General features: G+C 65.9%; 17 protein-coding genes. 12 read left to right on the top strand and 5 right to left on the bottom strand.

The features are described 5' to 3' along the window. Positions 1-38: 38 nt before the first annotated feature. The 3 genes from ACZ6PY_RS28515 to ACZ6PY_RS28525 form a co-directional block, all read right to left on the bottom strand. Positions 39-2,270, bottom strand: coding sequence for a HelD family protein (locus ACZ6PY_RS28515; RefSeq protein WP_466077719.1), 2,232 nt, complete (start codon positions 2,268-2,270; stop codon positions 39-41). A gap of 233 nt (positions 2,271-2,503) precedes the next feature. Then, positions 2,504-2,926, bottom strand: coding sequence for a hypothetical protein (locus ACZ6PY_RS28520; protein WP_466077723.1), 423 nt, complete (start codon positions 2,924-2,926; stop codon positions 2,504-2,506). Then, positions 2,923-5,382, bottom strand: coding sequence for an AAA family ATPase (locus ACZ6PY_RS28525; protein WP_466077726.1), 2,460 nt, complete (start codon positions 5,380-5,382; stop codon positions 2,923-2,925). Before ACZ6PY_RS28525 ends, ACZ6PY_RS28520 begins: the two co-directional genes overlap by 4 nt. A gap of 103 nt (positions 5,383-5,485) precedes the next feature. On the opposite strand from ACZ6PY_RS28525, the gene ACZ6PY_RS28530 reads away from it, so the two are divergent. From ACZ6PY_RS28530 to ACZ6PY_RS28585, 12 genes are all read left to right on the top strand, one after another. After that, positions 5,486-6,286, top strand: coding sequence for a hypothetical protein (locus tag ACZ6PY_RS28530; protein WP_466077731.1), 801 nt, complete (start codon positions 5,486-5,488; stop codon positions 6,284-6,286). Then, positions 6,283-7,416, top strand: coding sequence for a hypothetical protein (locus ACZ6PY_RS28535; RefSeq protein ID WP_466077734.1), 1,134 nt, complete (start codon positions 6,283-6,285; stop codon positions 7,414-7,416). The genes ACZ6PY_RS28530 and ACZ6PY_RS28535 overlap by 4 nt, the downstream gene beginning before the upstream one ends. Then, on the top strand, positions 7,413-8,927 hold the full coding sequence (locus ACZ6PY_RS28540) for a hypothetical protein (protein WP_466077737.1): 1,515 nt from the start codon (positions 7,413-7,415) through the stop codon (positions 8,925-8,927). The genes ACZ6PY_RS28535 and ACZ6PY_RS28540 overlap by 4 nt, the downstream gene beginning before the upstream one ends. A 36-nt stretch (positions 8,928-8,963) precedes the next feature. Then, entirely contained in the window at positions 8,964-10,844 is a 1,881-nt protein-coding gene (locus tag ACZ6PY_RS28545) for a GmrSD restriction endonuclease domain-containing protein (protein ID WP_466077740.1), read from the top strand. Positions 10,845-10,871: 27 nt separating this feature from the next. After that, positions 10,872-12,203: an AAA family ATPase gene (locus ACZ6PY_RS28550; RefSeq protein WP_466077743.1), complete on the top strand. Its 1,332-nt coding sequence runs from the start codon at positions 10,872-10,874 to the stop codon at positions 12,201-12,203. A 5-nt stretch (positions 12,204-12,208) separates the two neighbouring features. Then, entirely contained in the window at positions 12,209-12,880 is a 672-nt protein-coding gene (locus ACZ6PY_RS28555) for a hypothetical protein (RefSeq protein ID WP_466077746.1), read from the top strand. Between the two features lie 80 nt (positions 12,881-12,960). Next, positions 12,961-13,572: a BREX-3 system P-loop-containing protein BrxF gene (gene brxF / locus ACZ6PY_RS28560; RefSeq protein WP_466077749.1), complete on the top strand. Its 612-nt coding sequence runs from the start codon at positions 12,961-12,963 to the stop codon at positions 13,570-13,572. Then, positions 13,572-17,267 carry a DUF6079 family protein gene (locus ACZ6PY_RS28565; protein WP_466077752.1) on the top strand — a complete coding sequence of 1,232 codons (3,696 nt, stop codon included), beginning with the start codon at positions 13,572-13,574 and terminating at the stop codon, positions 17,265-17,267. Before brxF ends, ACZ6PY_RS28565 begins: the two co-directional genes overlap by 1 nt. Before the next feature lie 161 nt (positions 17,268-17,428). Continuing rightward, entirely contained in the window at positions 17,429-19,945 is a 2,517-nt protein-coding gene (locus ACZ6PY_RS28570) for a DNA methyltransferase (RefSeq protein WP_466078021.1), read from the top strand. Continuing rightward, positions 19,942-22,449, top strand: coding sequence for a DEAD/DEAH box helicase (locus ACZ6PY_RS28575; RefSeq protein ID WP_466077754.1), 2,508 nt, complete (start codon positions 19,942-19,944; stop codon positions 22,447-22,449). Before ACZ6PY_RS28570 ends, ACZ6PY_RS28575 begins: the two co-directional genes overlap by 4 nt. A 635-nt stretch (positions 22,450-23,084) precedes the next feature. Further along, a complete protein-coding gene (locus ACZ6PY_RS28580) occupies positions 23,085-24,245 on the top strand; it encodes a PglZ domain-containing protein (protein WP_466077757.1) in 1,161 nt (386 codons plus the stop codon). Next, on the top strand, positions 24,242-24,949 hold the full coding sequence (locus tag ACZ6PY_RS28585) for a hypothetical protein (protein ID WP_466077760.1): 708 nt from the start codon (positions 24,242-24,244) through the stop codon (positions 24,947-24,949). Before ACZ6PY_RS28580 ends, ACZ6PY_RS28585 begins: the two co-directional genes overlap by 4 nt. 4 nt (positions 24,950-24,953) lie before the next feature. Here ACZ6PY_RS28585 and ACZ6PY_RS28590 read toward each other — a convergent pair whose 3' ends face one another. Continuing rightward, positions 24,954-25,544 carry a DUF1643 domain-containing protein gene (locus tag ACZ6PY_RS28590; RefSeq protein ID WP_466077763.1) on the bottom strand — a complete coding sequence of 197 codons (591 nt, stop codon included), beginning with the start codon at positions 25,542-25,544 and terminating at the stop codon, positions 24,954-24,956. Between the two features lie 485 nt (positions 25,545-26,029). Then, positions 26,030-26,119 (bottom strand): GntR family transcriptional regulator, encoded by a 90-nt coding sequence (locus ACZ6PY_RS28595; protein WP_466078024.1) that lies wholly within the window; start codon positions 26,117-26,119, stop codon positions 26,030-26,032. Positions 26,120-26,128 lie beyond the last annotated feature (9 nt).

Raw genomic sequence — 26,128 nt, forward strand, 5'->3', positions numbered from 1 at the left:
CAACCGGCGCATGTGCCCGGCCGCACTCTTTACGGCACTCATCCCGGCTGATTCCCCTCGGTCTCCTTCGGAAGGAGTTCAGAAACGCGCTGAAGGACCTGCATGTAGATGCCTTCGTTCACCGTGCCATAGACCCTCTTCTGGAACTCCTGGGCGAGCATTTGGGCAATCGACTCGACGAGCGGGTCCACCCGTGCCGGTCCTGGCCCTGCCGGCTTGGGGCGGTTGACGGGCGTGGTAGCCGGCAATTCGTCGCGCTCTCTTGGCTCAACAACCGGTGTCTGGTTCGGCAGGTCAAGGGGAGGCACGTTGGGGTCCGTGTAGACGACGTCGAGGAACTTCGTGGTCCGCGTCAGCGCGATGTAAAGGAGACGCTCGCCGCGCGGGTCTTCACGAACGATTTGAGCAGGCTCAACCACGATGACGCTGTCGAACTCGAGGCCCTTGGCGCCGCGGGGACTTACGACGTTGATGGAGCTACCGAGGTCGCCCTGGTCGGCGTCCATCCACGCCACCTCCTGCTCTTTGAGCTCTTGCTCCAGCTCTGCTCGACAAGATTCGGCGCAAACGATGCCGACAAAGCGGCCCTTGCCGGCATGTGCTTGAGCGAGTTCAACGGTGACAGCGGCGCGACCATCCGGCGCGACATGAGTTCGGCGCGGAGCGGCGGGTGCATCACGCACCACGGTAGGCTGGTCAACTCCAGGGGCAGCGGTCGCTAATAGAGGCGATGCGAATTCATACACCTGACGCGGGACGCGGTACCCGTACTTGAGATGTGCGATCTGATGAGGATGCTTACGGGGAAGGTGCGCAAGAACATCGTTCCAGTCGTCGCGAGCGGCGGGGCCGGTGGATTGTGCAATGTCCCCTACCAGGGTGATCGCTCCACTACTTGAACGTCGCGCGACAGAGCGCAGCTGCATCGCTGATAGGTCCTGAGCTTCGTCAACCACGACGAGGCCGTAGCGCTGCGGCATGCCGTTGAGCAGGGCATCGGCTTCGTCGAGCAGCGCAAGGTCCGCCTCGCTCCAGGTCTCGTCCGCTGAACCCTTGCGGGGGTCGCGATGAATTAGCGCAAGCTCCTCGGCGTTGAAGTCCTCGGATGCTGCGGTCTTCAGCCGATGAGGCGCGGCGAATAGCTCACCGAGTAGTTCGACGGTCGTGAGTCGGGGCCAAATCCGATCAGTAAGCTCGGCCGCCGCATTGCCGAGCGCGCCAGGCGTAAGTCGCCGGTCTGCGTGCTGGACAAGCGTCTTGAGCCGGTCTCGTAAGGACCGACGACGTACGTTGTATGGACCCTGCTGGCGGAGCGTGCTGTCAAATGCTTCAGTGACTTCATCAAGATCAAGTCGAATTTGCCGGTTGTTGCCGCGGACGGTGCCGAGGATTGCCGGCGATGGGGGGTTGATCCTGGTGGCCAGAGATATCCGAAGCAGCTTGGACATCCTAGCCTCGCCCTTAAGCCGGGCCGCGTCAGGGGTGTCAGTGCGTCCAACGGGGACACCAGGGGCTAGGCGGTTAATCGATAGATGTTTGACGTCGTGGTCTCCGAGGCTTGGCAATAGACCCTTGATATAACGAGTGAAGGTTTTGTTAGGGCCTACGACGAGGACGTCGTGAGCTGGTAGACGGGACTGGTTGTTGAAGAGAAGCCAGGAGACGCGGTGCATCAAGATCGCAGTCTTGCCGGTGCCCGGACCGCCCTGAATTACGAGCACCTGATCCATTGGCGCGGTGATGAGGTCGTACTGCGCAGCCTGGATGGTGCGCACGATCTCCCGCATCTCGCCCGAGCGTTTGCGATTGAGCTCCCGAAGAAGTGCCGCGTCGGGTCCCTTTTGAAGGGACTCGTCTGCACTTCCATTGAGCGCCTCGATCTCCCGCGCCAAAGCGGCGAAGACGGTTTCCTCGAAGTCGACTAGGTTGTGCCCATCAAACTCGAAGGTTCGCTTACTGATGAGGCCGTGGGGATCCTGGGGGCTTGCGTTGAAAAACGGCTTGGCGGCGTCAAGTTTCCAGTTGATGACCAACATCGCACCATCGGTATCTCTGATGGAGGAGTGGCCGATGTATAGGGTGTCATCCGGGCCGACTATGCGGCCGAGCGCCGCTGGGCTGTCTGGGGGGCCGAGGATCTCCGCAAGGTTGGACGAATCGCGGTGGCCGTTGACGGTCAGGGAAGACCTCAGGTCGCGTTTCTGCTCACGCACCTTCAGCGCATGCCTTAGGTATTCCTGCTCCTGGGTCAGCTCGTTCGGCTTCGCCACCGCGTCAACCTCCGTGGTGCTCGTTGATGGGGTGCACTGTAGGACCGATGTTCGCGTTCGTGGGGACACGCATGCGGCTCGCTTGCCCGTGATTGCGGAGACTGCCTGTGAGGGGCGTCTTCCGCCCTCTAGGCCGGCATCGACGCTCCGGCGTGCGTAACGCGGTTGCTCGGGACCAGGCTTCCTGCCCTGCCAGCCACTTCCGGTAGCGTGAATCTGGAATGGATGCGCAATCATCCGGAGGAGGCATCAACGCTTCCTCCTGATCGCGGCACCCGCTCGGCGGAGAGCTCGCTGGCCACTGCCACCACCATCTCCCGCAGGCGCAAAAGTTCCCCAGTAGTGAGGCCCAGCTCGTAGCAGTGGTGGTGTCCGGCGCGGGACAGCGCTGACCAGGCATAGCCGGCCCGAGCAGCGATGTGTCGGCCAGCGTAGCGGTCGAGGACCAGGAACTGCGGAGACCGAGCGTGCATCCCGGCGACCTCCGGATGGACCCGCTGCCAGTAGTCGTCCATCGCCGTCTCCAGTGCCAGCCGGAGCAGCCAGGCGCACGCCCGTGGCCAGGCACCGCGCATGCCACGCACGACGCTGGTCAACAGCTGGTCCGCCGCGTCGAGGCAGTCCTCAGGCCTAATCGCCGTCTCGCTGGTCGTCATCGCAGCTCCTCGGCGAGCCGTCGGGTGTCCCGCACAAGCGCCTCAAGATCGAACATTCCGGGCTTGTGCACCCCCTGCTTACAGGCCTGGAACACGTCACCGGCCCACCCGCCAAACCTGTTTAGCCGGCCGAGCACTTTGCCGCCCTGGTGCATGTCGCCGAAGAGGGCCAAGGCCATGACCTGGTTGAGGGTCAGCGCCTTTTCGATGAGTTCATCGACGTCGCCGTGCCGCTCACCGCGGTCGATCCGCTCACGTCGGATGCGTTCGTGGCACGCCGCCTCAAGGGCCGAGCGGCAGAAGCCGGACACCAGGGGATAGCGGGTGTTGTCAGCCAGCCCATCGGCCTTCAGGATTGCGGTGGCGTCGCTGAGGTACCGCTCGACCGGGTCGCTGTTCTTGCGGATCTCCACCACCGATTCGTCGCGTCGGGTGACCGCCCAGATGGTGGCCTCGATGCGGAGTCGGCGTACCGCCTCGGGCAGCCGGTTGTCGTGGGTGAAGACGATGACTTGTCGGGTCTCCGCCAGGCCGGCGAGCACCTGTGCCAGCCCGTCGACCTTCGACGGGTCCATGCTCTGCACCGGGTCGTCAATGATGACGAACCGGAACGGGCTGTCGTCGGCGCAGGCGCGGGGCAGGAACACCGCCAGCCCGAGGGCCTGGAGTTCCCCCTGACTCATGACCGCCATCGCCGAGGTGGCGGTGCCGTCGACCGTGACCGGAAAGGAGATCTTGCGGCGGTTGTTCATGCCGTCGAGCCGCATACCGCTCAGCTCGACGTTGCTCTCCTGGCGAAGCTCGTCCCAGATCTTCTGTGACCGCTGCGCGAACGGCGCGAGCCGCTGATTCCGCAGTTCGGCCGTTGCCGTCTTGAGCCAGTCCCGAGCCGCGGTGACTCGCTTCAGCTTCGCGGCGTCTTCCGCGGAGGCCCGCGCCCGGTTGAGCCAGTCCTGTAGCGCGGCGGCGTGCTCCCGCCAGGCGTCGTGGCGCTGCCGCAACCAGTCGGCAACTACGGCCTGCAGACCGCGAAACGCCTCGAAGAGCGGGGGATAGGTGGCGCGGAGGTGCGCCGCCAGCTCCTCAGCCGTGAGCTCCGTGGTCGGCGCGCGGAAGTCCCCCACGAGGGCGCGGAACCGCGCTACTACCTCCGGCTGCTCGAGTACGCCCGCCAGCGCCTCCAGGTCGCCCGCAGTCATCCGCCGGTCGAGGTCGAGCAGGTGCCGTACCCGCGACTTGGCGTCCCGCAGCCGGCGGTGCCCCTCATCGACGGCCATCGTCTCGCGCTGAAGCTGGTCAAGGGTGCTGGTAGCTCCAGCGCGCCAGGCCGTATCGAGAGTTCCGGTGCCGCACACCGGGCAGGGGCTGTCGCCGTGTTCCTCGTGGAAGCCGACTGCCATCCGGAGGAGCTGGGCGGCCTGGTCGGCGGTGCCCGCGCGGGTGGCGGCGAGTTCTGACACCCGTTTCGCCGCCGCCGCGAGTTCGTCGGTGAGTTCACCGACGTAGCCGAGGTCGGGCAGCGCGACGGCGACCAGGCGGCGGGCTGCGGCGGCGATGGGATCGTTCGTGTCGCTGCCCGCGTCGGCGAGCAGCCGGTCGAGAGCGTCGTGGTCGGGAGACCGCTTCGCCAGGATCGCCGCTGCGGCTTGCGCCCGGTCGTCGTCGATGTCCGCGAGCGCGGTACGCAGCGACTCGCGCGCCGTCTTCACTGACGTGATGTGGTCGTTGAGCTCCTTGCGCACCCGCATTAGCCGCTTGTCGGCGTCGACGACCGGGTCGATGCCGAGGATGGGGGCCAGGGCGTCGAAGAGCCCGCTGGGCGTGGAGGTGACCAACCGGCCCAGGTCACTGGCGGTGAGGAACGGCCGGTACACGTCGAGCGGCTGCTGCCAGCCGAGCTCCGTCGTCTCGGCGTACCGCCGCCCGTCCGCCAGGACGTTACTCACCCCTTGGTCGGCCTCCGTGTGGTCGTCACGCCACGTTCGGCGTACGCGGATCGGGGTCTTGGCGCCCTCGGCGCGGAGCAGCACCTCGATCTCGCAGGGCGACCCGCAGTGCAGGTTGCGCCAGCCGTCCTTGAAGACGCTATTGCGGTCGGCCCAGCGGGCGCTGTTGCCGGTGAGGGCGAGCTCGACGGCCTCCGCGTAGCTCGACTTGCCGGAGCCGTTTCGCCCAATGACCAGAGTGAGGCCGGCGTGGGGCTGCAGCCGCAGGCTCTGTTGCGGGCCGACGCCCCGAAAGCCCGCGACGGTGACCGATTCCAGGTAGAGCGGCTGCGGACGCGGCCGGTTGGCGGGGTCGCGCTCCGGCAGGTCGACCGGCTCGCCGCTGAGGACGGCATCGAGCGCGGCGTCGCCGACGTAGGCCCCGAGCACGAGGTCCATCACCTCGTTCGGGACGTTGTCCTCCGCCAGCCGGTCGAAAACCTGGTCGAGCAGGGACTGGTCCTCGGCCATTCGGCCCTCCTCTCCAGGCGCCACGGTAGATATCGTTTGCTTGAGCAACAATCCCGAAGACGGGGGATTGCTGGAAAACACTGGAACTTGTAGCATGCCTTTCGTGGCTGAGTCCATAGAGAACCTCGAACGTCGGATTGACGACCTCCGAGCGGCGGTCCGCCGGGCGGTCATCGCGCGCGACCAGCCTCGAGCGCGGGCGCTGCGCGCCGAACTGCGAGGCGCCGAGAGCGCCTGGGAGCAGGCCCTCACCGACCTGGCCGACGACGCCGAGGGCGACTCTCAGCCGTCAGAGCACGACGCCCCGCTGGTGTCGGTGCGCGAACAGGTCCACCACGCCCTCACCCTGCTGTCAGCCCCCGCCGCGCCGAAGCTGATCGCCGAGGTGCACAACGCGTTCTTCGGTTCGGCATCCCCCGGGCTTGCTGCCGGCAAGCTGACCCACCTGCGCCGCGATGAGGAGCGCTCCTTCCGCACTGCACGGCACTCCCGCCCGTACTACCTCTGCTCGGCTCTGACTGCCGAGCGGCTGGCGCCGGCCCGCGGCCTGCTCGCGGTCTCCACCTGGCCGCTCGAGCGGCGCATCGTCGGGCCGCTGAGCCTTCGTGTCGACTTTTTGACAGCCGCAATCAAGGTCGCGGAGCAGGCTGCCCGTATGCCGGAAGAAAATTCCGGCGTTGCTCGCCTCCTTCGGCGATTTGCTACCACGATCCCTGGGGCGGGTGACGGGTACGAGTCGGTGGACCGCGCAGTTCTCGTCAAGGCCGCGCAGGCCGAGCTTGAGGTGCACGCGGCTGCGGACCGGTTGCAACGGGAAGCGGCGGCCGAGCGGGCTCGCCGCCAGATGGACGAGGCCGAGCAGCTCTTCGGCAGCAAGCTGCGGGTATTCAGGGGGACGGCATGAACAACGTTGGCCAGCGGCTGGCCGCGATTCGGGGCGGAGGCGTCCCAAGCCGGCACAACGCCCGGACCATCGCCGCCCTGACCACGAACCCTGGCTGCGCCCGACGGGCGGTGCTCGACTGCGCCGGCGTGGACAAGCAGCGACTGGCCGCCTACATCGACTACCCGGCCCGGTTCGGTCAGTCGCAGTTCGCCATCACCCGCGGCAATACCTTCGAGGCGCAGGTCAAGGCCAACGGCTGCGCCGAGCTGCTGCGGCTGCTGCGGGAGCGGCTCGATCTTGAAATCCCCGAGGTCTCCTACGACGACCTGGAGTCGGTCGCCGGCCACGAAAAAAGCCAGGACCTCCGGTACGCCCGCTCGCGCGCCCTGCTCACCCGTGCCGCCGCCCAGGCCGAGGGTGCCGGCACGCTCTTCGACCACCCGCTGCTGCGGCTCGAGGTCGCCGGCCAGCAGGCCTACCTGGAACCGGACCTGATCGCATTCCAACACGACGGGCAGTTCCACGTGGTGGAGATCAAGTCGTTCGCGGTCATCGACGGGCAGGCCGACTCGGGCAAGGTGGCGGCCGCGGCGATCCAGGCGGCTGTCTACGTGCTGGCCATGCGCGAGCTGCTCGGTGAGGCTGGGCACGACCCGGAGATCGTCTCGCACGACGTCGTGCTGGTCTGCCCCCGTGACTTCTCCAACCAGCCGATGGCGGTGCGGATCGACGTCCGCAAGCAGCTCGCCGTGCTGCGGCGGCAGCTGTCCCGGATGACCCGGATCGACGCGCTGCTGGCCGACCTGCCGGCCACCCTCAGCTTCGACTTCGCGCCCGACGACAACGGGGTGCCCACCCGCTCGCCGGCCGCGCTGGTCGCCGCCCTCGAGGCCGTCGAGGCCCGGTACTCGCCGGAGTGCTTGGCCAGCTGCGAGCTGGCGTTCTTCTGCCGGCACGAGGCTCGCGGCTGCACTGCGGCGCTGGGCAAGTCCGCCCGGGAGGAGATGGGCGGCATCGAGAGGGTCGAAACGGCGCTGGCCATCGCCCGCAACCAGCTCGCGCCGGCCGAGGATCAGCAGGAGGCCGCCGAGCTGCTGCGCGCCGCCGCGCGGCTGCGCGCCGAGCTGATGAGCGGGGTGGCCGGATGAGCACCCTGACCACGTTGGCAAGGGCCGAGGCCGTGGTCGAGGGCATCGCCCAGCGGACCACCACCGTCCGTCACGTGCACGTCGCCGACCGACCCCTGGTCTTCATCCCGCTTACCATGGCGGGGGAGGCCAACGCGCCGCTCGCCGCGATGGTGGGGGACGACCGGGACGATCTGACGTTGCTGATCGTGCCGCAGCCCCGGAACCGCGACCAGCGGTTCGCGTTCGCCGCCGAGCTGGCCGGCGTCGTCGTTCCCTACATCGACAGCTTCCGCAGCGACGTCGAAGCGGTGCCGACGAACAAGGGCAAGGACACCCGCCACCGGTACGCCGACGCGCCACAGCTGCTCGTACCCAATCCCGGTGGAGTGGGCTTCATCCGGCTCTTCGGCCGATCCACCCGGTTCCGCCGCACCGACGGCGACTACCCGGTGGATCCGTCGGTGCCACTGCTCGGACGCTGGCTCACGTACTTCTTCGAGCGCGCTGAGCATCCTGGGTCCTCGGCCCTGGTGGCGATGACGCAGGCGCTCTCGATGCACTGGGCCACCGGGCAGAGCCCGCTCGAGGACGCGCAGCTGGCGGCATTCCTGGCCTGGGTCACACCCCCGTCGGACATGACCGGCGCCGAAGCGGCCGCCGCGGCCGAGGATCCGGTCACCTGGCCGCCGGCCGGTCCGGCCACCGACCCGACCTTCGACAACGAGGTGCTGGCCCCGGCTATGGCCGGGTACGACCGGGCGGTGGCCACCGAATCACAGGTGGCCCGGCGTCGTGACGAGCTGGAGGACATCCTGCGCTCGCAGCTCGAGCCGACCTGGCGGCTGATGTGGCAAGCCATCTCGCTGCTGCGGGAACTGCCCGCCGGAGCGCACGTGCCCAAACGCTGGGCGGAGGACCGGGGCGCCTTCACCAACTTCTCCGAGCATCTCGACGAGGGCGGGTTCCCGCAGCCTCGCCGCGACGGAGCCGTCGTCGCGGCCAGGAAGCTGCACCGCATGGAGCGGGCCCTGACCTCGTACGACGTGCAGCGGGCCTACGACGACCCGATGGTGATGGCCGACTACCGGCTCACCGGCGAGGCGTTCGTCGGCGACGTGACGGCCGCCCACCCGACGCGGGTGGATACCAGCGGGAAGAAGCCGGTCCTTCGCCCCTGGGTCGCGGTGACCACCGCCGACACGGTGCTGGTCACGCCGGGCACGACGCTGTATTCGCCTGAGCAGCCCAACGGGCAGAAGGCGCGGGTGATGTCGGTGGCGCAGAAGGACGACGGCACGACCGCGGTCGTGCTGGAGCTGACCGGCGGTATGGGTCGCTCGCTCACCCCGGCCCCCGGCACTGTGCCGGAGGTGGGGAAGCGGATCTGTTACACCACGCTCACCGACTCCTTTATGCCGCCGGGAGCCTTTCCGTCCCGGGAAGAGACGCCGTGGACCCACGGCGGCCCACCTGCACCGTACGAGGACAGCGCACCGACCGCCGAGGACGCCCGGGAGGAGTGGTCATGATCTACTCCATCGCCGCAGAAGTTGAGGAGACGCGACATGCCCTTTGAGAGCCCTGACTGGCCCCTGGCGGAGCTCCTTCGCGACATTCGCGCCGGCAAGGTGCAGCTGCCTGATTTTCAGCGTGACTGGAAGTGGGATGACCCGCGGATCTCGAGCCTCCTCGCCACTATCACCCGCGGCTACCCCATCGGCGTTGTCATGACGCTTGAGACGGGCGGCGATGGGGCGCGTTTTAAGCCGAAGCCGCTCTCCGGGGTGCCGACACAGGGACTGGTCGAACCAGAGCAACTGCTTCTGGACGGCCAGCAACGGCTCACTTCGCTCTTCCAATCGCTCATGTCCGGCCAGCCGGTCAACACGACCGACCCCCGGGGTAAGCGGCTCAAGCGTTGGTACTACATCAACATCGAGCAGGCTCTCGGCGACGAGGGAGATCGCGAAGACGCCATCATCGCTGTGCCCGAGGACAGGCAGATCCGGGACGACTTTGGGCGCAAGATCGTGGCCGACTTCAGCACGATGGAGAAGGAGTGCGAGGCGGGGATGTTCCCGCTGCGGCTCGCCTTCGACGAACACGGAAAGGTCGACTGGCTGCTGCAGTACATCGGCACTGATCCCGTTCGTCGTGCTCGTTGGCAGCAGTTCCAGACGGTAGTCCTGCAAAACCTTTCGTCCTACCTCGTGCCAGTGATCAAGCTGACGAAATCAACGCCGAAGGAGGCTGTCTGCACCGTCTTCGAGAAGGTCAACACCGGTGGCGTCGCGTTGAACGTCTTCGAACTGCTCACGGCAACCTACGCCGGGGACCGGGACTACTTCGCGCAGCATGGCGCCGACTTCCGCCTCAACGACTACTGGGTCGAGGTGCAGCACCGCCTGGCGCCCTACCGGGTCCTGCGCAACCTGGAGAACACCGATCTTTTGCAGGCAGTCACGCTGCTCGCCACCTACGAGCGAAGGCGCACTCACACGGGCGACTCGCGGCAGGCCCCAGGTGTCAGTTGCAAGCGCCGGGACATCCTGCGGCTCAAGCTCTCGGAGTTCCTCGCCTGGGCGCCTCGCGTGACCGAGGCGCTGGAGTGGGCCGCCGCCTTCCTGGCCCAAGAGCACATCTTCGACGCGCGCGACGTTCCCTACCGCACCCAGCTCGTGCCGCTTGCTGCCATCCGCGCCGCGGCCGGTGATGACGCATTGCTGCTGGGCAACGACGCGAAGCTGCGGCAGTGGTTCTGGTGCGGTGTCCTCGGCGAACTCTACGGCGGCACGACTGAGACGAGATTCGCCCGCGATCTCGAGCAGGTTCTCGTCTGGCTGGCAGGGGGCAAGGAGCCGATCACCGTCGCCGAGGCGGCCTTCCACGAGGAGCGGCTCTACACGTTGAGGACGCGTAACAGCGCCGCGTACAAGGGCATCTATGCCCTCCTCATGCGTCAGGGCGGACGCGACTGGATGAAAAGCGAGGCACTCAACATGGCCTCGTTCTACAACTACAAGGTCGACATCCACCACATCTTCCCGAAGGCCTGGTGTGAACGGAACGACATCGACCCGGTAGACCGCGAAAGCATCGTCAACAAGACCGCTCTCTCGCGGCAGACGAACATCAGGATTGGCGGCCAGTCGCCGGCCACCTATCTGCCGAAGATCGAGAAAGCCGCTCAGATCACCTCAGCCCAGCTCGACGCAGTTTTGCAGTCTCACGCGATCGACCCCAAGCACCTGCGCGCCGCAGACTTCGAGGCATTCTTCGGTGCCCGTACGGCGGCGCTGCTCGAACTGGTGGAAGGAGCAATGGGTAAGCGGGCAGTCCGCAGCGACGAAACCTCGGGAGTTGGCGACGAGTCTCCGGATGCCTTCGATCTTGAGCCTGAGGAGCCGGAAGATGACCTTGTGCTCGCGGAGAGCGTCCATGGGTAACGGCGACGAGCGACGAGACGGGCCCGCATGAGTACGACTGTCGGCCTGGCCTCGCCATCGGTTCAGGCCGAGCGCGTCATCACCGAGGTGCTGGCCGACCTGCGTTCCGGCCTGCACCGCGGCGTCGTGGTCGACTCGCCGCCCGGGGCTGGCAAGTCGACCCTCGTCGTCCGCGCCGCTGCCGAACTGGCCCGTTCGGGCGAGCCGCTGATCATGATCGCGCAGACCAACGAGCAGGTCGACGACCTGATCGACCGCCTCGCGCAGAAGGCGCCCGACCTGCACATCGGGCGGCTCTCGGCGACCGACTACACGGCGTCCGATCGGATCAAGCAGTACGCCACGGTCCGGGTCGCCGCCAAGGTTGCCGACCTCGGCGGTCCGTCCGTCATCATCGGTACGGCCGCGAAGTGGGCCATGGTGTCCGAGGGCTGCTGGCCGTGGGCAATCGTGGATGAGGCGTACCAGATGCGGTCGGACGCCCTGCTGCGCGTGGCCGGCCGGTTCGAGCGGGCGCTGTTCGTCGGTGATCCTGGTCAGCTCGACCCGTTCTCTACCGTTGACACCGAGCGGTGGACCGGGCTGACCTGGGACCCGATGCAGTCCGCGGTGGCGGCGCTGCTGCGGCACAACCCTGAACTGCCGGTGCACCGGCTCCCGGTGTCGTGGCGACTGCCTCCCTCGGCGGCGCCGGTGGTGGCCCAGGCGTTCTACCCCTTCACCGGGTTCCAGGCCGGCACGACCGCTGGCGAGCGGTCGCTGTCATTCACCACGGCCGGGTTCGGACACGGGCCGGTCGACGCGGCCGTGGAGACGGCGGCGGCGACCGGATGGGCGCTGTATGAGCTGCCGGCTCGGCACACGCTGCGGACCGATGCGGAGGCGGCCGCGGCATGCGCAGCCCTCGCACGCCGGGTGCTGGAGCGGGGAGCGGTTGCGATCTCAGAACGCGAGCCGGGCGGGGCGCCGGTCATGGCCGATCGGATCGCCATCGGGGCCGCGCACCGCGATCAGGTGGCGGCCATTCGCGCGCAGCTCGGCGCGCCCGGAGAGGGCATCACCGTCGACACCGCCAACCGGCTCCAGGGCCGGGAGTACGACGTGACGCTCGTGCTGCATCCGTTGTCAGGGCGGCGGGACGCGACCGCGTTCCATTTGGAGTCGGGGCGGCTCTGCGTCCTGACGTCGCGGCATCGGCAGGCCTGCATCGTGGTGGCCCGGGCCGGGATCGCGGAGCTGCTCGACGCGCACCCGTCGGCGGAGCCGGTGCACCTGAACGTGCCGGTCAAGTTCCCGGACGGTTGGGAAGCGAATCAGTCGGTGCTGGCTCGCCTGTCGACTCACCGAGTGAGGAGCTGAGGCTCATGACACTCATCGACGACATACTCGTCAGACTGCGGGCGAGGCCAGGGGGCATGACAGACGCGGAGCTGGCGCACGCCACGGGCAAACTGCACCAGCAGATCAACCAGCGTTGCCGCCAGATGCAGGCGGCCGGTGTGATCGTGCGTGACCGAAGTGGCGCGGTGATCGTGAACCGGGTGGCAGACGCAGGCGTTCCAGTGCCTCAGCAGCCTGCCGCTGCTTCCGCCTCGGTATCGGCAGCAGGTCGCGCTTGGTCCTGGGAGGGAAACGTGCAGGCGGCCCTGTGTCGATGGTTGGTGCACGAGGGCTGGTCGTTGATCCAGGTGGTAGACACCGCCAGCAAGCAGCAGGGGACGGACGTCGTCGCGGAGCGAGCCGGCAGTCGAATGCACGTCGAAGTTAAGGGCTTCCCCTCGGCGTCCTACGCCGATCCGCGGCGGGCCGGTGAGACCAAGCCGACGCCACCTGCCCTGCAAGCGAACCACTGGTATGGAGCGGCGCTCCTCAAGGCGCTTCGGCTGCGAGAGAAGCACCCGAACGAGTGGGTGGCGATGGCTTTCCCAGAGGCGGCGCAGTATCGCCGGCTGCTTGGTGAAACACAGACCGCGATCCGCACTATGCGGATCGACGTGTTCCTCGTCGCCGAGAACGGATCGGTGATCCGATGGTGAGTCGCCCAAAGGCTAGCTCCGCCGGAAGGGAAAACCCAGGGGATAACGGTCAGTACACAGGCTGGTCTACCGAGGCGACGTTGCGCTCGGAGCTGCACGGGCTGCAGGCAAGCCCGGCTTCGTCCCGTGTGACTGGTGCAGGCCATGTGGACGCCGTCCCTGTCGATATCAACGTGGAGGTTCAGGCTTTTGCGGGACATCACGTCCCGCTGTGGCCGCGGACAGGCCACGAAGTATGGGCTGAACTTCGCTCACGGCGTGGCGTCGCCTTGATTACACCCCCGAGTGTCGAGCAACCCGATGCCGACGCTGCAGCTGTTGCCAGCTTGTTCGCGTCGCTCGTCCACGACGATCCGGTACCGGTGGGGCTGACGTTGGCGGCGTTTGACCATGCGCCAGCAGACAGCGAGGTCTTCGCTGCTCTCCTCGGCCACGCCGTGTTGACGGACCTAGACGTATTGTTCGACGCCGACTTGCATCTAGATCCGCTGCGGCTCCTGCGCCGCCTGGCGGCCTCGCGCGCCGGGGTTGTTGCGGTCTGGCCTGGCTCCGTGCAAGGTGCGAACACGCGCTACGCCTCCCCCGGCCACCGCGACTACTTCGAGGCTCGGCTGTCAGAGTGCCTCTTGTTACACCCTCGCTCGACCGTCTTTGACGACCAGGCCCCGTTCGACCTCGAAAGGCTGCCCTAATGCTGTACCGCGATCTGATTCACTTCGAGCCTCTCGAGAGTGTGAAGCAACTCCGGGCTGCTGGCGGCGCGAGCCAGGCGGTGGAGGACGTCCAGACGTTTGTGATTTCTGCGAGCATGCGCGAGAACCTCGTGGACGTCGTCTTTCCGCAGCTGCGCTTCGACAACCCCGACGTTGACCACAAGGGGTTGCTGCTCATCGCAACCTACGGCACCGGCAAGACACACCTCATGAGCTGTCTGTCGGCTGTCGCGGAGGACGTCGCCCTTGCGGCGAAGCTCACCGACGCCGACACGGCCGCAGCCGCCGAGAGTGTGGCCGGTAAGTTCAAGGTCGTCCGCGTAGAGATCGGCGCAACCAAGATGGCGCTCCGCGACATCATCGCCCACGAACTCACAGACGGCCTCGCCGCTCACGGCGTTACCTTTACCTTTCCGCCGCTAGATCAGGTGACGAACAACAAGGCCAGCCTGGCCGACATGATGGCTGCCTTCGAGACGGCGCACCCCGATCACGGGCTCCTGTTGGTCATCGACGAATTGCTGGACTACCTGCGGACTCGGCGAGACACCGAGATCATTCTCGATCTAGGCTTCCTGAGGGAGATGGGAGAGTTCTGCCGGGACTCCCGCTTTCGCCTCATTGCTGGCGTGCAAGAAACCCTCTTCGACAACCCCAGGTTCACTCTCGCTCAAGACGAGATTCGCCGGGTTCGCGAGCGGTACCAGCAGTTCCGGATTTCACGTCAGGATGTCGCGTTCGTCGTGCAGCGGCGCATCCTCGGCAAGACCGATGAGCAGAAGTCTCAGATCCGCAGCCACCTCACCAAGTTCAGCGAGGCTTTCGAGTCCCTCGGCCAGGACCTGACCACCTTCGTCGACCTGTTCCCGGTTCACCCAGCCTATCTCCGCACCTTCGAAAACCTGACGATCGTAGAGAAGCGCCGCGTACTTTCCAGCTTGTCTGAGCAGATTCGGCAACGCCTGGACACAGCCGTACCGGACACCGAGCCGGGCCTGATCTGCTCCGATAGCTACCGAGCGGAGCTGGAGTCCGATCCGTCGAATAAGACCATTGCGGAGGTAAAAGACGTCCTCGACCGCACCCGCACCATCCGCGATCGTGTTGAACGCGGGCTCGCAGTTAAGACCGACGTGCCACCGGCGCTGCGCATCGTCGACGCCCTAGCGATACATCGGTTAACCACCGACGACGTCGAAGCGCCCATCGGCCTCACCTATGACGAGTTGCGGGACGACCTGTGCCTGCTGCCACCCGGCACGCCCGAGTTCGACCCCGCATTCATTGCCTCAAGCATCGAGACGCTTGTCGACGAGATCCTCAAGGCGGTTTCGGGCCAGTTCCTCTCCGTCAACCCCGTGAACGGCCAGGTCTACCTGGACCTCAAGAAGACGGTCGACTACGAGCAGCAGATCGAGGAGCGTGCAGCGACCCTCGATGACCCGGACCTGGATGCGGGGTACTACAAGGCACTCGAGCAGGTGCTCGAAGTGTCCGGCGACCCCTACCGGGCGGGATACCGCATTTGGGCCTACGAGCTGCCATGGGCCGATAAGAAGGTTACGCGGCCCGGTTACCTATTTATGGGTGCGCCGAACGAGCGATCGACGGCGCAGCCTGCGCGGGACTTCTACCTGTACTTCCTGCAGCCCTACGCCCCGCCACCGTTTACCGATGAGCGTAAGCCCGACGAGGTGTTTCTGCAGCTGGACAACCCAGACGCCGACTTCACCCAGGCCCTACGGCGCTACGCGGCAGCCAACGCAAAGGCCGGTGAGACGACTGCTCAGCACAAGCCACACTTCGTATCCCGCCGAGACAAGCACCTGCAAGAGATGGTTGGTTGGCTGAAGGCGCATATTCGGACAAACCTGCTGGTTACGCACGCCGGTGTTACCCGGCCCTTCGGCCAGTGGCTGTCCGGTGCGACGGGGGCCTTGCGCGGTATCAAGGAGCAGGTGGACGCGATCGCCGCCCACGTCCTCGCTAGCCACTTTCAGACGCGGTACCCCGGCTACCCGGTGTTTGCTGGGCAGGTCACTAACGCGAACCTGGGCACAACCGTGACTGCGGCGCTGACCATGCTCGCCGGGCGCGAGACCCAGATGGGTCGCATGGCGCTGGCCGCCTTGGAGCTGTTGGATCTAGACAACGTGGTCACCGACACCGGCCCGTACGCCACGCACCTTGCAGGCGCACTTGCCGCTGCCGGCGGGCAGGCCGTCAACGCCGATCAGTTGTTCACAACGCTGGACGGGCCAGGCGGGGTTCGCGTGTGGGGCCCCTGGCACTTGGAGCCAGAGCTGGCTGTGGTGGTCGCTGCGGGTCTGGCCCACCTCGGCCGGGCGGAACTCGGATTCGCCAACGGCACCAAGGTCGGGGCGCATAATCTGGCAGCCCTGGCGCAGATGGGCCGTGAGGATCTGCGCCAGCTCTCCTACGTCACGACTCCAGCGGGTGCCGACACAGCAGCGCTGCGGCAGGTGGCCCACCTGGTCGGCGTTGCCCCGGGGATCATCACGCTTCCGCTACCGAATGAAACGGTCGCAACGCTGGTTACAAAGGCCGAAACGGTGTTCGGGTCGGTCGCCACCGCCAAGGCTTATCTACAAGGCGCTCCCCGCTTATGGGGCGAGGAGATCTTCGACAATCCGGCGGTGCGGATCGCCCGGCTAGACGCCCTGGCAGAACTGTTGGCCGACGTCAAGGGTCGCAACACTCCTGGCAAGCTCGCCCGTTTCGCCGTCACCGACCCTGCTGTGCTGGCCGGCGCCGCCGAGGGTAGGACGGAGCTGGCCCGGGTAGAGCAGCTGCGGGAGATTGCTGGCACGCTTACCGACGACCTGCGCTATCTAGAGAACGCTAGCGCCGTGCTCGGCGTCGCTGACCCGTACGTCGAAGAGGTGGAGCAGGGAAGGGTGCTGCTGCGCGACCTCCTGCGCGCTGCTAAGCCCGACAAGGCTACGGCAGGACGGGTTCGGCGGGCCGCGGAAGAGTTAAGAGCCTGCTACAAGGCGTTTGCTGTCGAGCGGCACACTGCCGACCGGCTTGACGTGCCGGGCGACATCGTCAAGGTGGAACTCACCGGATCCGGGGTGTGGCAGGACCTCCGGCAACTATCCGCGGTCCCACTGCTGCCAAGTGGTCAGTTCGGCCAGCTGGAGACCGACGTTGCCAACCTCGTCACGTGCAAGACCTTCACGCCTGCCCTGTTCGACGCGGCCTTCACGTGTGCAGCGTGCAATTATCGGCCGATGCCGCCGACCGGACCGACAGCCGCTGCTCGTTTGGCTGAGGTTCGGGCGCGAGTGCCACAGCTGTGGCAGCAGTGGATTGACGCCATGCGCGATGTGGTCGTCGAGGAGGACGTTGCCGGCCAGGTGAAGTTCTTGCCCGGCGACCAGCAGTCAGCGGTCGCCGACCTCGTCGAGGGCAAGGTGACTCATGGCGGCGTGTCCTCCACGTTGGTGGCTGCGGTGTCCACCCTGGTCGATCGGTTCGAGGTTGCTCGAGTTACCCCACGCGAGCTATGGGACGGGCTGTTCTTGGACGGGGCGGCGATGACTCCCGCTGAGGCCGCCGCCGCCTTCACCAGCTGGTTGACCCAACTGACCGCCGACCACGGCGGCGACTCCTCCCGAATCCGTATCGTCCCCGCTCAGGAGCAGGCGTGACAAACCCCGAGCCGTTGTTCAGTGACCCAAGCCGCAGCGCGACCGAAACCACTTCGGGACGACAGGAGGAGGATGCGGCCGCGCGAGCTGACCTTGCAGCAAGGCTGCCGAGCCTCACGGGCGCCGGGCGGCCGGATGGGGACGACGTCGACATCATCGCAATGTCAACGCCTCCCTGGCATACGGCGTGTCCGAACCCGTATTTGCCGGACTGGCTGACACGCACCGCGTGGAAAGGCGCAGATGACGAGCGGCCAGATCCTGGCCCATTCTTGGCCGACGTCACCGGGCGGAAGACGTCCCTGCAGTACAAGGCGCACTCATACCCTACGAAGGTGCCGCCAGAGATCATCGTTCAGCTGCTGACTCACTACACCCGTCCCGGTGACGTGGTCCTTGACGGGTTCGCCGGCTCCGGCATGACTGGGGTCGCCGCCCAGATGGCTGCCGACCCTGATCCTGACCTGCGGATGGAGGTCGAGCTGCAGGCACAGGCGCACGGACGAACGGTGCGGTGGGGCGCGCGCCGCGCAGTGCTGAACGATCTGGCACCGGGGGCCACCTTCCTCGCCGCTGGCGTGACGCTGCCCGTCGAGGGGGCGGCCTTCGACAAGGCGAGCGCCGCAATGCTGGATAGGTTTGATCGCGAGTACGGCTGGATGTACGCGACGAAGACCCGAGATGGCGCCCCTGCTGTCATCGACTTCACCGTCTGGTCTCAGATATTCACATGTCCCCACTGTGGCGGACCGCTGTCCTTCTACGAGTCTGCATTTGACAAGGTCAGCGGCAAGGTCGTTGACCGGTTCCCCTGCCCCCGTTGCGGCGCGGAAGTTGGCAAGGCAGGTCAGGGCAAGCTGGAGAGGCGTGAGGCCACCGTCCGAACGGTGACGGGACAGAGTGTGACCCGGACGGAGTTCCAGCCGGCGCGCATTCACTACCGGTACAAGAAAGGCACCAAGTGGTTCACCGGAGACAAGACGCCGGACGCGGAAGACCTCGCCGTTCTCGCCCGCGTCTCGGCGCTTTCTGTTCGGGGAGGACCCGAATACCAGCTCCCCTATAGACACATGACTCACGAGCGAACCAGCATCGTTAAGAACGGCTTCACCCACCTCCAACATCTGTATCCGGATCGGGCCCTTGCGACCTTGTCGATATTGTGGGAGTGGGCGAGCGGCGAGAAAAATCCCGATGTGCGCAGGGCGCTACGCTTTTGGATTGAGCAAGCATTCTGGGGCCTTTCTTGGATGAACCGGTACAAGGGGTTCTCGTTCGGCAAGGTCGGTGGCTCCCAAGTGAACCAGCATATGACGGGAGTCTATTACATTCCTTCCCTGGTAGCTGAGTGTTCTGTTCGTTACAACCTTGAGGGCTCTGACCCAAAGCGAGGCAAACGGGCAAACCTAGTAAAGCTCTGGTCGGCGACGAGACGCACCCGGGACACCGTTATGATTTCCACTGGAAGTGCGTCGAATCTACCGCTGCCAGACGCGTCTGTCGACTACGTCTTCGTGGACCCGCCCTTCGGATCGAACATCTACTATGCGGACCTTGCGCAGGTAGTGGAAGCTTGGCATCGCGTCATGACGCGAGCCGCAGACGAGGCTATCGTCGATGCCAATCGTCAGGCGCCCAAGGATCTCGCCACCTATGGCGATCTAATGGGGGAAGCGTTTCGCGAGTTTGCCCGGGTACTCAAGCCTGGTCGGTGGATGACCGTCGAATTCTCCAACTCAAGCAATGAGATCTGGGCAGTGATCCAACAGGGCCTCGGCGAGGCCGGATTCGTCGTTGCCGACACCCGCGTGCTCGATAAGAGCCACTCCAGCTATCGGCAAGCGACGGCTGCGAACGCCGTGAAGCAAGACCTCATGATTTCTTGCTACAAGCCTGATGTAACTACCTCTGCCGTAGTACGGACAACCGCGGGGTCGGTCGAAGGGGTGTGGACATTCCTGCGCGATCACCTTACCCACTTGCCAGTCACTGAGGGCCGGCGTGGCAAGGCTTTGCCGATCCGGGAGCGGTTCCCCGACCGGTTATATGACCGCATGGTGGCTTACTACGTGGCAGCTGGCGTTAAGCCCCCCATGACCGCCCAACAGTTCTACGCCGGCGTCGAGCAAATCTTCGTGGTTCGCGATGGCATGGTCTTCCTTCCCGGCCAGGCCGCCGCCTACGAGCAGTTCCGGCTGACGTTCAAAGAACTCGAAGCTGCAACTTTGTTCGTCACCGACGAGTCCAGTGCCATCATGTGGCTGCGTCAGCAGCTCAGGCGCAGGCCGCAGAAAATGCATGAGATCCAGCCGGCTTTCCTGCGCGAGCTTGAGACCGGGGAGACGCCCGACACCCTGCCCGAGCTGCGGGCTCTGTTGGAGCAGAACTTCGTCACTGACTCAGATGGGCGGTGGTCGGTGCCCGACCCGGCGAGGGCGGAACACCTCGATCAGCTGCGGACTCGCGAGCTGCTCCGGGTGTTTGACAGCTACGCTTCAGGCAATGGGAAGCTCCAGCGGTTCCGCGGTGAGGCTATAGCCGCAGGTTTCAAGAAGGCGTGGGCTGAGGGCGAATACGGCAGGATCGTCAAGGTTGGCAAGCGGATTCCCGCCGAAGTTCTGCCGGACATTCCAGCAGCCCTCGCCTACTACCGCAACGCTCTCAAGCGGGTCGGATGAGTGGCATCCTTCACGATGGCTTTCAGTCTCCTACCGCCTACGCGCTTGGGGACTGGACCTGGTGGACCGAAGCCGGCCGGGCCTGTCAGGTTTTGGCTGTTGACGAGCTCTGGGGATCCCACCTCGCCGACGTCTATACGCCCCACGATCATCGGGTCCGTACTGTCCCGCTCGCGGATTTGGCCCCGATCGCTACCAGACCCTGGGCCGCAGCAGAGCTCCGTTGGCGGGCTGCGGCCCTCAGGGTCCATGCCCTTGCGGCCGCGGGGGAACCGATTGCGGCTGGCGCCGCCTCGGTCCGACTACTACCGCACCAGTCCGCCATCCTGACCCGTGCGCTGCGCATGGATCCGGTCCGGCTAGCTATCTGTTGTCAGGTCGGACTTGGAAAGACCACCACTGCGGGAGCGATCATGGGCGAGCTGGTTGCCCGGGGCCGAGCCCGTCGCATCCTCGTAATTGCCCCCAAGGGCGTCCAGTTGCAATGGGTCGCGGAGATGCAGGAGAAGTTCGGTACCGACTTCGTCCGCATCGGCCCGGAAGGGGTGCCCGTCGACTCCAGCCCCGACATCTGGCGCGCCTTTGACCGGGTGGTGACCAGCATCGACGCCGTGAAGCCCATGCGGCGCCGGGCAGGCTGGACACCACAGCAGGTCGCCCAGTTCAACGAGAGCCGCTATAGCGCGGTCGTCGACGCAAGCTGGGACATCGTCGTCATCGACGAAGCGCACCGCGTCGCGGGATCGGATGAGGATGTCGCTCGCCACCGCCTCGCCGCCGCGCTTGCCGCAGCGACTCCGCACCTGCTGCTGCTCACCGCCACCCCTCACTCTGGCAAGTCGGAATCCTTCCGGCGCTTCCTCGGACTCTTGGACGACGAGTTCGTACAGGGCCGGCCTGTCAACGCCGATACCGTCGCCAGCGTTGTTGCCCGCACAGACAAGCGCACCGCTGTCGACCACGATGGTCGGCTGCTGTTTCGTCCTCGTATCACAGCCCTTGACGTCGTCTCCTTCGATCGCCACCCCCGGCACCGTGCCCTCTACGAGGCTGTCACCGACTTCGTACGGACCGGCTACACCGCCGCTCGAGCCTCTGGAAACACCGCAATCGGTTTTCTCATGTTGCTGTTTCAACGGATGGTGACCTCAAGCACTCCCGCACTTCTGTCGGCTCTGGAACGTCGTCGGCTCGCCCTCGCCGCCGTCTCGGCAGCCCGCCGAACCACTGAACCTGATGTCCAACAGTGGCTTGAGCTGACTGGCGAAGACGCTGAGGCACTGCTGGATACCCTGCCTGCCGATGAAGCCAGCCTCGCCGCCTTGGACCACTTGTTAGAGCTCGCCCGCGCCACAATTGCGACAGGGCCAGATCCCAAAACGCTGCATTTTCTGGACCTACTACGGCGCCTACAGCGCAGTGAAGGTGACCCTTCGGTCAAGGTGCTGGTATTCACCGAGTTTCGCGCCACACAGCGGATGCTCGCGGATCTCCTCAATGCGCAGGGGATCCGAACCGTCACAATCGACGGCACGATGGGCCTGTCCGATCGGGCCGAAGCTCAGCGTCGGTTCGCCGAGGACGCCCAGGTCTTGGTTTCTACAGACGCCGGTGGGGAGGGCGTCAACCTGCAGTTCGCCCACGTCGTGGTGAATTGGGATCTGGGATGGGCGCCGACAGCGGTTGAGCAGCGCGTGGGCAGGGTTGATCGCCTAGGCCAGACGAAGGTTGTGAAGGCCTTCAACCTGGTTCTCGCCGACACGGTTGACGAGCGGGTGATCGAGGTCCTAACCGTGAAGCTTGAACGCATCCTCGCCGAACTCGGCGTGGACGCCCGGGCGGACGTCCTGGACTCCGCTGCCGCCCACGTCACGGACCTCTATGTGGCCGCCATCGTCGAGCCTGACCGGATGGACGACGCAGCCAAAGACTTCGAGCAAGCTACTACTGCTGATGTGCGTGACGCCGAGGATGGCCGCCGGCTACTGGCCGAGCTCGCCGTCTCCCCGCCCCCACCGCCGCCCAGCCGCATGCCGGCGCTCCTGGCCGCTGCCGCTTCTGGCTGCGCTAGCCTCGGCGCAAATCGGTTGGGTCGTTCGTTTGGCCAGCGCTGGCGCCCCGGCGCGCGGGACCCACTGGTGCAACTGCCGACGGTTGCACCGGGCGAACCGGCGCCGGTTATCCGAGGCGACGCGCCCGGCTGGCTGCTGATTTCCCGTGTGACCGTGGATGCCCGGACGCCTACTATCAGTGCTACAGCTCTGTTCATTCATGACAGCGGGCGCGCGGACCCGGTGCGCGGCGACCAGCTTTGGTCGACGCTGTCAGGCGGGGAGCTGGAGGCTCCCCTCACGGGTACCGCTCCGGTTTCCACCGACCAGCTCAAGGCCATGGCGGCCAAAGCCCGTGACTACGCGTACCGTTCGTTGCAGAAACTCGCCGCCGGACAACCGATGCCGGCTCCCAGCATTCGAACCGCTCTCCTGGTCCGGGTGCAGCCGTGAGCCGCTGGACGACGCTGCTGGGATCCCTCGACGTCACGCCCGGCGAGGTGTTGCTCTATCTGGATCCGCATGCCTTGGACCATCCCGTCGGAGACGGCGAGCTCTGGCACGCCCACAGGCGCTGGGACGTTCGCCGCGTCTATGAGCTGCAGGTCCGGGGGAGAACCTCCGACGCCGCGCCACTCGTCCTCCACGTCACAGACCGAGACCTCCGGCGCCCACGCGACCTCCAGTGGGACATCGGCCAGCTCCCATACCGCATCCTCGACCCAGAGCTGCCCGATTCCGTCCGTGACGAGCTTCATCAGCTGCCCCCGGACGTCGCTGCACAGCTCGTCGGTTCCGGTACCTACGGCCTACGATTGGCCTCGGCAGCTCGATACTTGGCTGGCCGAGCGTGGCCGCCCGAGGCAGACACAGTCCTTGCAACCGTAGTGCGTCTGCTACCACACACCCCACCCGGACTCCGCCGTGCTCTGGCTGCCACCCTTCCCGTTGGAGCGGCTCGCGATCTGCTGAGCGCAGCTGACCCGCAGGTCAAGCTTGACGCTCTTTGGCAGGACTGGGCAGCTGTGGGTGGCGCACACCCTCTCCACCCACAGCTGCAACGGGCTACAGGGGATCTCATCGACCTCGTGGCCAGCGGCTATTTGACTCCGGCTGAAACGGACCGAGAGGATTTGCCGCAGGTAGTTCGGTTGGTGCGACCTGCCGTCGATCATATGGCGGCTGCGGCCGAGCTCCTGGGCAACCCTCCGCCGCTGCCCGGTGAGGTCTCCGGCAGCTTGCCCCGGTGGCTGGAAATTGCAGACTGGTGGGCAGCAGTCAGGCTCCACTTCGCCGCGGCACCGCCCGCCAGCTTCAACGATGCAGCCGTGGTGACGGGGCAAGCGTGGTGGAACAAGACGGACACCGCTTGGGTTGCCTGGCTGCGCGCCCATTACGGCGCGCAGTTGAGCCGGTCCCATGTCACGCCGGTAAGTGTCGACAAAATCGGCGCCCATTTGAACCATGCCGCCGTTGTGCAGGGCGATAAAGTGCTCTTGCTGGTGATGGATGGCATGGGTGTCGCCCAATGGCAATACCTTCGCAAGGTCCTCAATCTCACTGTCGCCACGGACCGGAGAGTGCTGGCGATGTTGCCGACGGTTACCTCCGTCTCACGTCAGGCAATTTTCGCTGGCCAACTGCCGACTCGTTTTCCGGACTCTGTCAACCGGACCGATGCCGAGGACCGGCGCTGGCGCGAGTTTTGGATCAAGGCGGGTCTCAGCGACCGTGAGGTCCACTACGCCCGGACCCCGGGCCGACATGCGGGAGATTGGCCAGACTTGCCAGACGCGAGCGTGGTCGGCGTCGCTATCAATGCCGTTGATGACCTTGTGCACGGGTCGGACGTCAACGACGACCATCAGCTGCTCGCGTCGCTGGGTACGTGGGCCCATGCCGGGCTGGTGCCAGCTGCCCTAGCGTGGGCCCGGCGGCACGGGCATCGGGTCTGGTTGACCGCCGACCACGGCAATGTTGTCTCGCAAGGGCTCGGGCAGCCGATCCCCAATGAGGGAGCGGCGGTCCCGTCGCGTGGCATCCGGGTTCGGCAGTACGCTAACCCTGTCCTGCGAAACGTAAGCAAACTGCCTGGAATCGCCTGGGATCCGCCCGGCTATCCACCCACATCACGACCGCTGCTGTTCGCTCCGGGGAGCATGTGTTACCGAAACAGTGCCACGTTGGTCACACACGGCGGCCTCAGCCTCGACGAAGTCGTGGTTCCGTTCGTGGAGGTGATCCCGTGAGCCGTCGTGTCCTACTCGACCGTGACTTAGCGCTTCCCTGGCTTAATGCAGCGCTCGCGGTCGCCGCCGATCGCACGGACCCTGTCCGTATGCGACGCGCCCTAAAGACGGCGCTCACCGACGCGCCGCTGGCCGATGAGGCGCGCAAGAAGACGGTCACCGCGCTGGCCCGAACGTGGATCATTCCGAGCAAGGAGGCAGGCGGCCTAGTCGAGTGGGCGACGGTGCACCGCGACGAGGTCGATGACGTCCGACCACTCCACCTCGGGGCGCTGCTGGCTACTCAGCCCTTCTTCGCCGACCTCCTCGCTGAGACCGGACGCCTGTTCGCCGCAGGTGCCTCTGAGGTGGGCACCCCCGAGCTACGCCGTCGGATGCGTGCGATCTGGGGGAGTCGACGCAGCGTTGATGTCGGCGTCCAGCGTGGCGTCAAAACAATGCGCGCAATCGGGGTGCTCGCCGGCCGCCCATCATCGTCAACAAGCGCCCGATCGATGTTGGAGATTACTCCTGACATCGCAGCATGGCTCGCCCGCGCTCTACTGGTGGCTCGTGAGGCGGATTCGGTGGGTGTGGATGATCTTCGCACGTCGCCTGAATTCTTCGCCATACGGTGGCCCCGGGTGATCCCTCGTACCGCAGAGGGGCTAGAGCAGCATGTCGAGGGCGTGGGCCGGAGGGTGCTGGTCCGGACGCGCTCGTGAGGCTTCAGGCTCTCCCCGGACCAGTGGGAACCCGTTTGTCCGCAGCAGCTGTGCTTTCTATGGCGCTCCATCGAAGAGCCGCCGCGAGTCGGAGCTCGAAGGTGGCGCCTGCATAACGATCATGGATGGGGCTAGTGTATTGGCGCCATCGGGAGGGGTGCCTGGGAGACCCGCCGACGTGTGCAACCTGGTCGTGTCCGCCGGCTGCGAGCCCGCGGACCGCTGCCTCAATCAAGGCTAGCCATTCGTGCTTGCGCCAACCTGCAGGAGCTCCAACCCCCCAGCCAGCCACAACCACGTCAGCCGTTTGAGCCGCGACCTTCAGTCGGAAGGTTAGCGTCTCCAGATCCACCTTGCCTGCCACGTGAAACAGATCCCGCGTCGACCGAGTGGGCTCTTCGATGAGATTGGCGATGGCGACGGAGTCGGCGCGCAACACGCCCGCAAGGACTTTGAGGTTGCGCCAGGATGTGGTGTCCTTCGCTGCCCGTAACGGTGGATTACACAGCACAGCGAGCAGACGACGTTCGGTTGGGGTCGACGGACAGATAGGTACTGGGCGCAAAGGGTCCTTGCCAATTTCTCCACTAGTCACGGAGATGATCTTCGCATCTACACCTGTGCTGCCTCACGTCCGCGAATGTCGCCTTGGTTGGTTCCGAGCCGCTCGCTGCGATCGCCTCCGACGTAGACGTCCGGCGGGTGTTCCTGCGGGGGCAGCCTGCCGAGTACGACGACCTGGACTCACATCGTGGATGTGGGCCGGCGCCTGTGCTCCGAGCGACCCGGTGAACTGAAATCGGCTTCCCCGCCTGGCTGGTCGGGCAACGGTGGTGCGGTGCCGGAAGTCCTGACTGCGATGCGTGCTGCGTGGTCTGCCCTATTCAATGCTGGCCGTCCGAGGCAGCTGACCGCAGCAGGCATGACCTCGAACCCCGCTGGGAGCAGAGTCCTCGCTCAGCCTTCTGACTGCCTGCCGGCCCGGTCGGCGACGAAAACGCCCAACCCCTGGTGGCCGTACAACTCTCCGGTCTCAATGAGGATGGTCACGGCCTGGCGAACGGTCGATTGGCTGCCCACCTACATCTCGGCTAGCGCCTTGGTGGACGGCAGTTTGTGGCCCGGCGGCCACTCGCCGGAGGCAATGCGCTCCCTGATGTCGGCAATGATCCGGCGGGT

Source organism: Micromonospora sp. NPDC048907 (assembly GCF_055586885.1).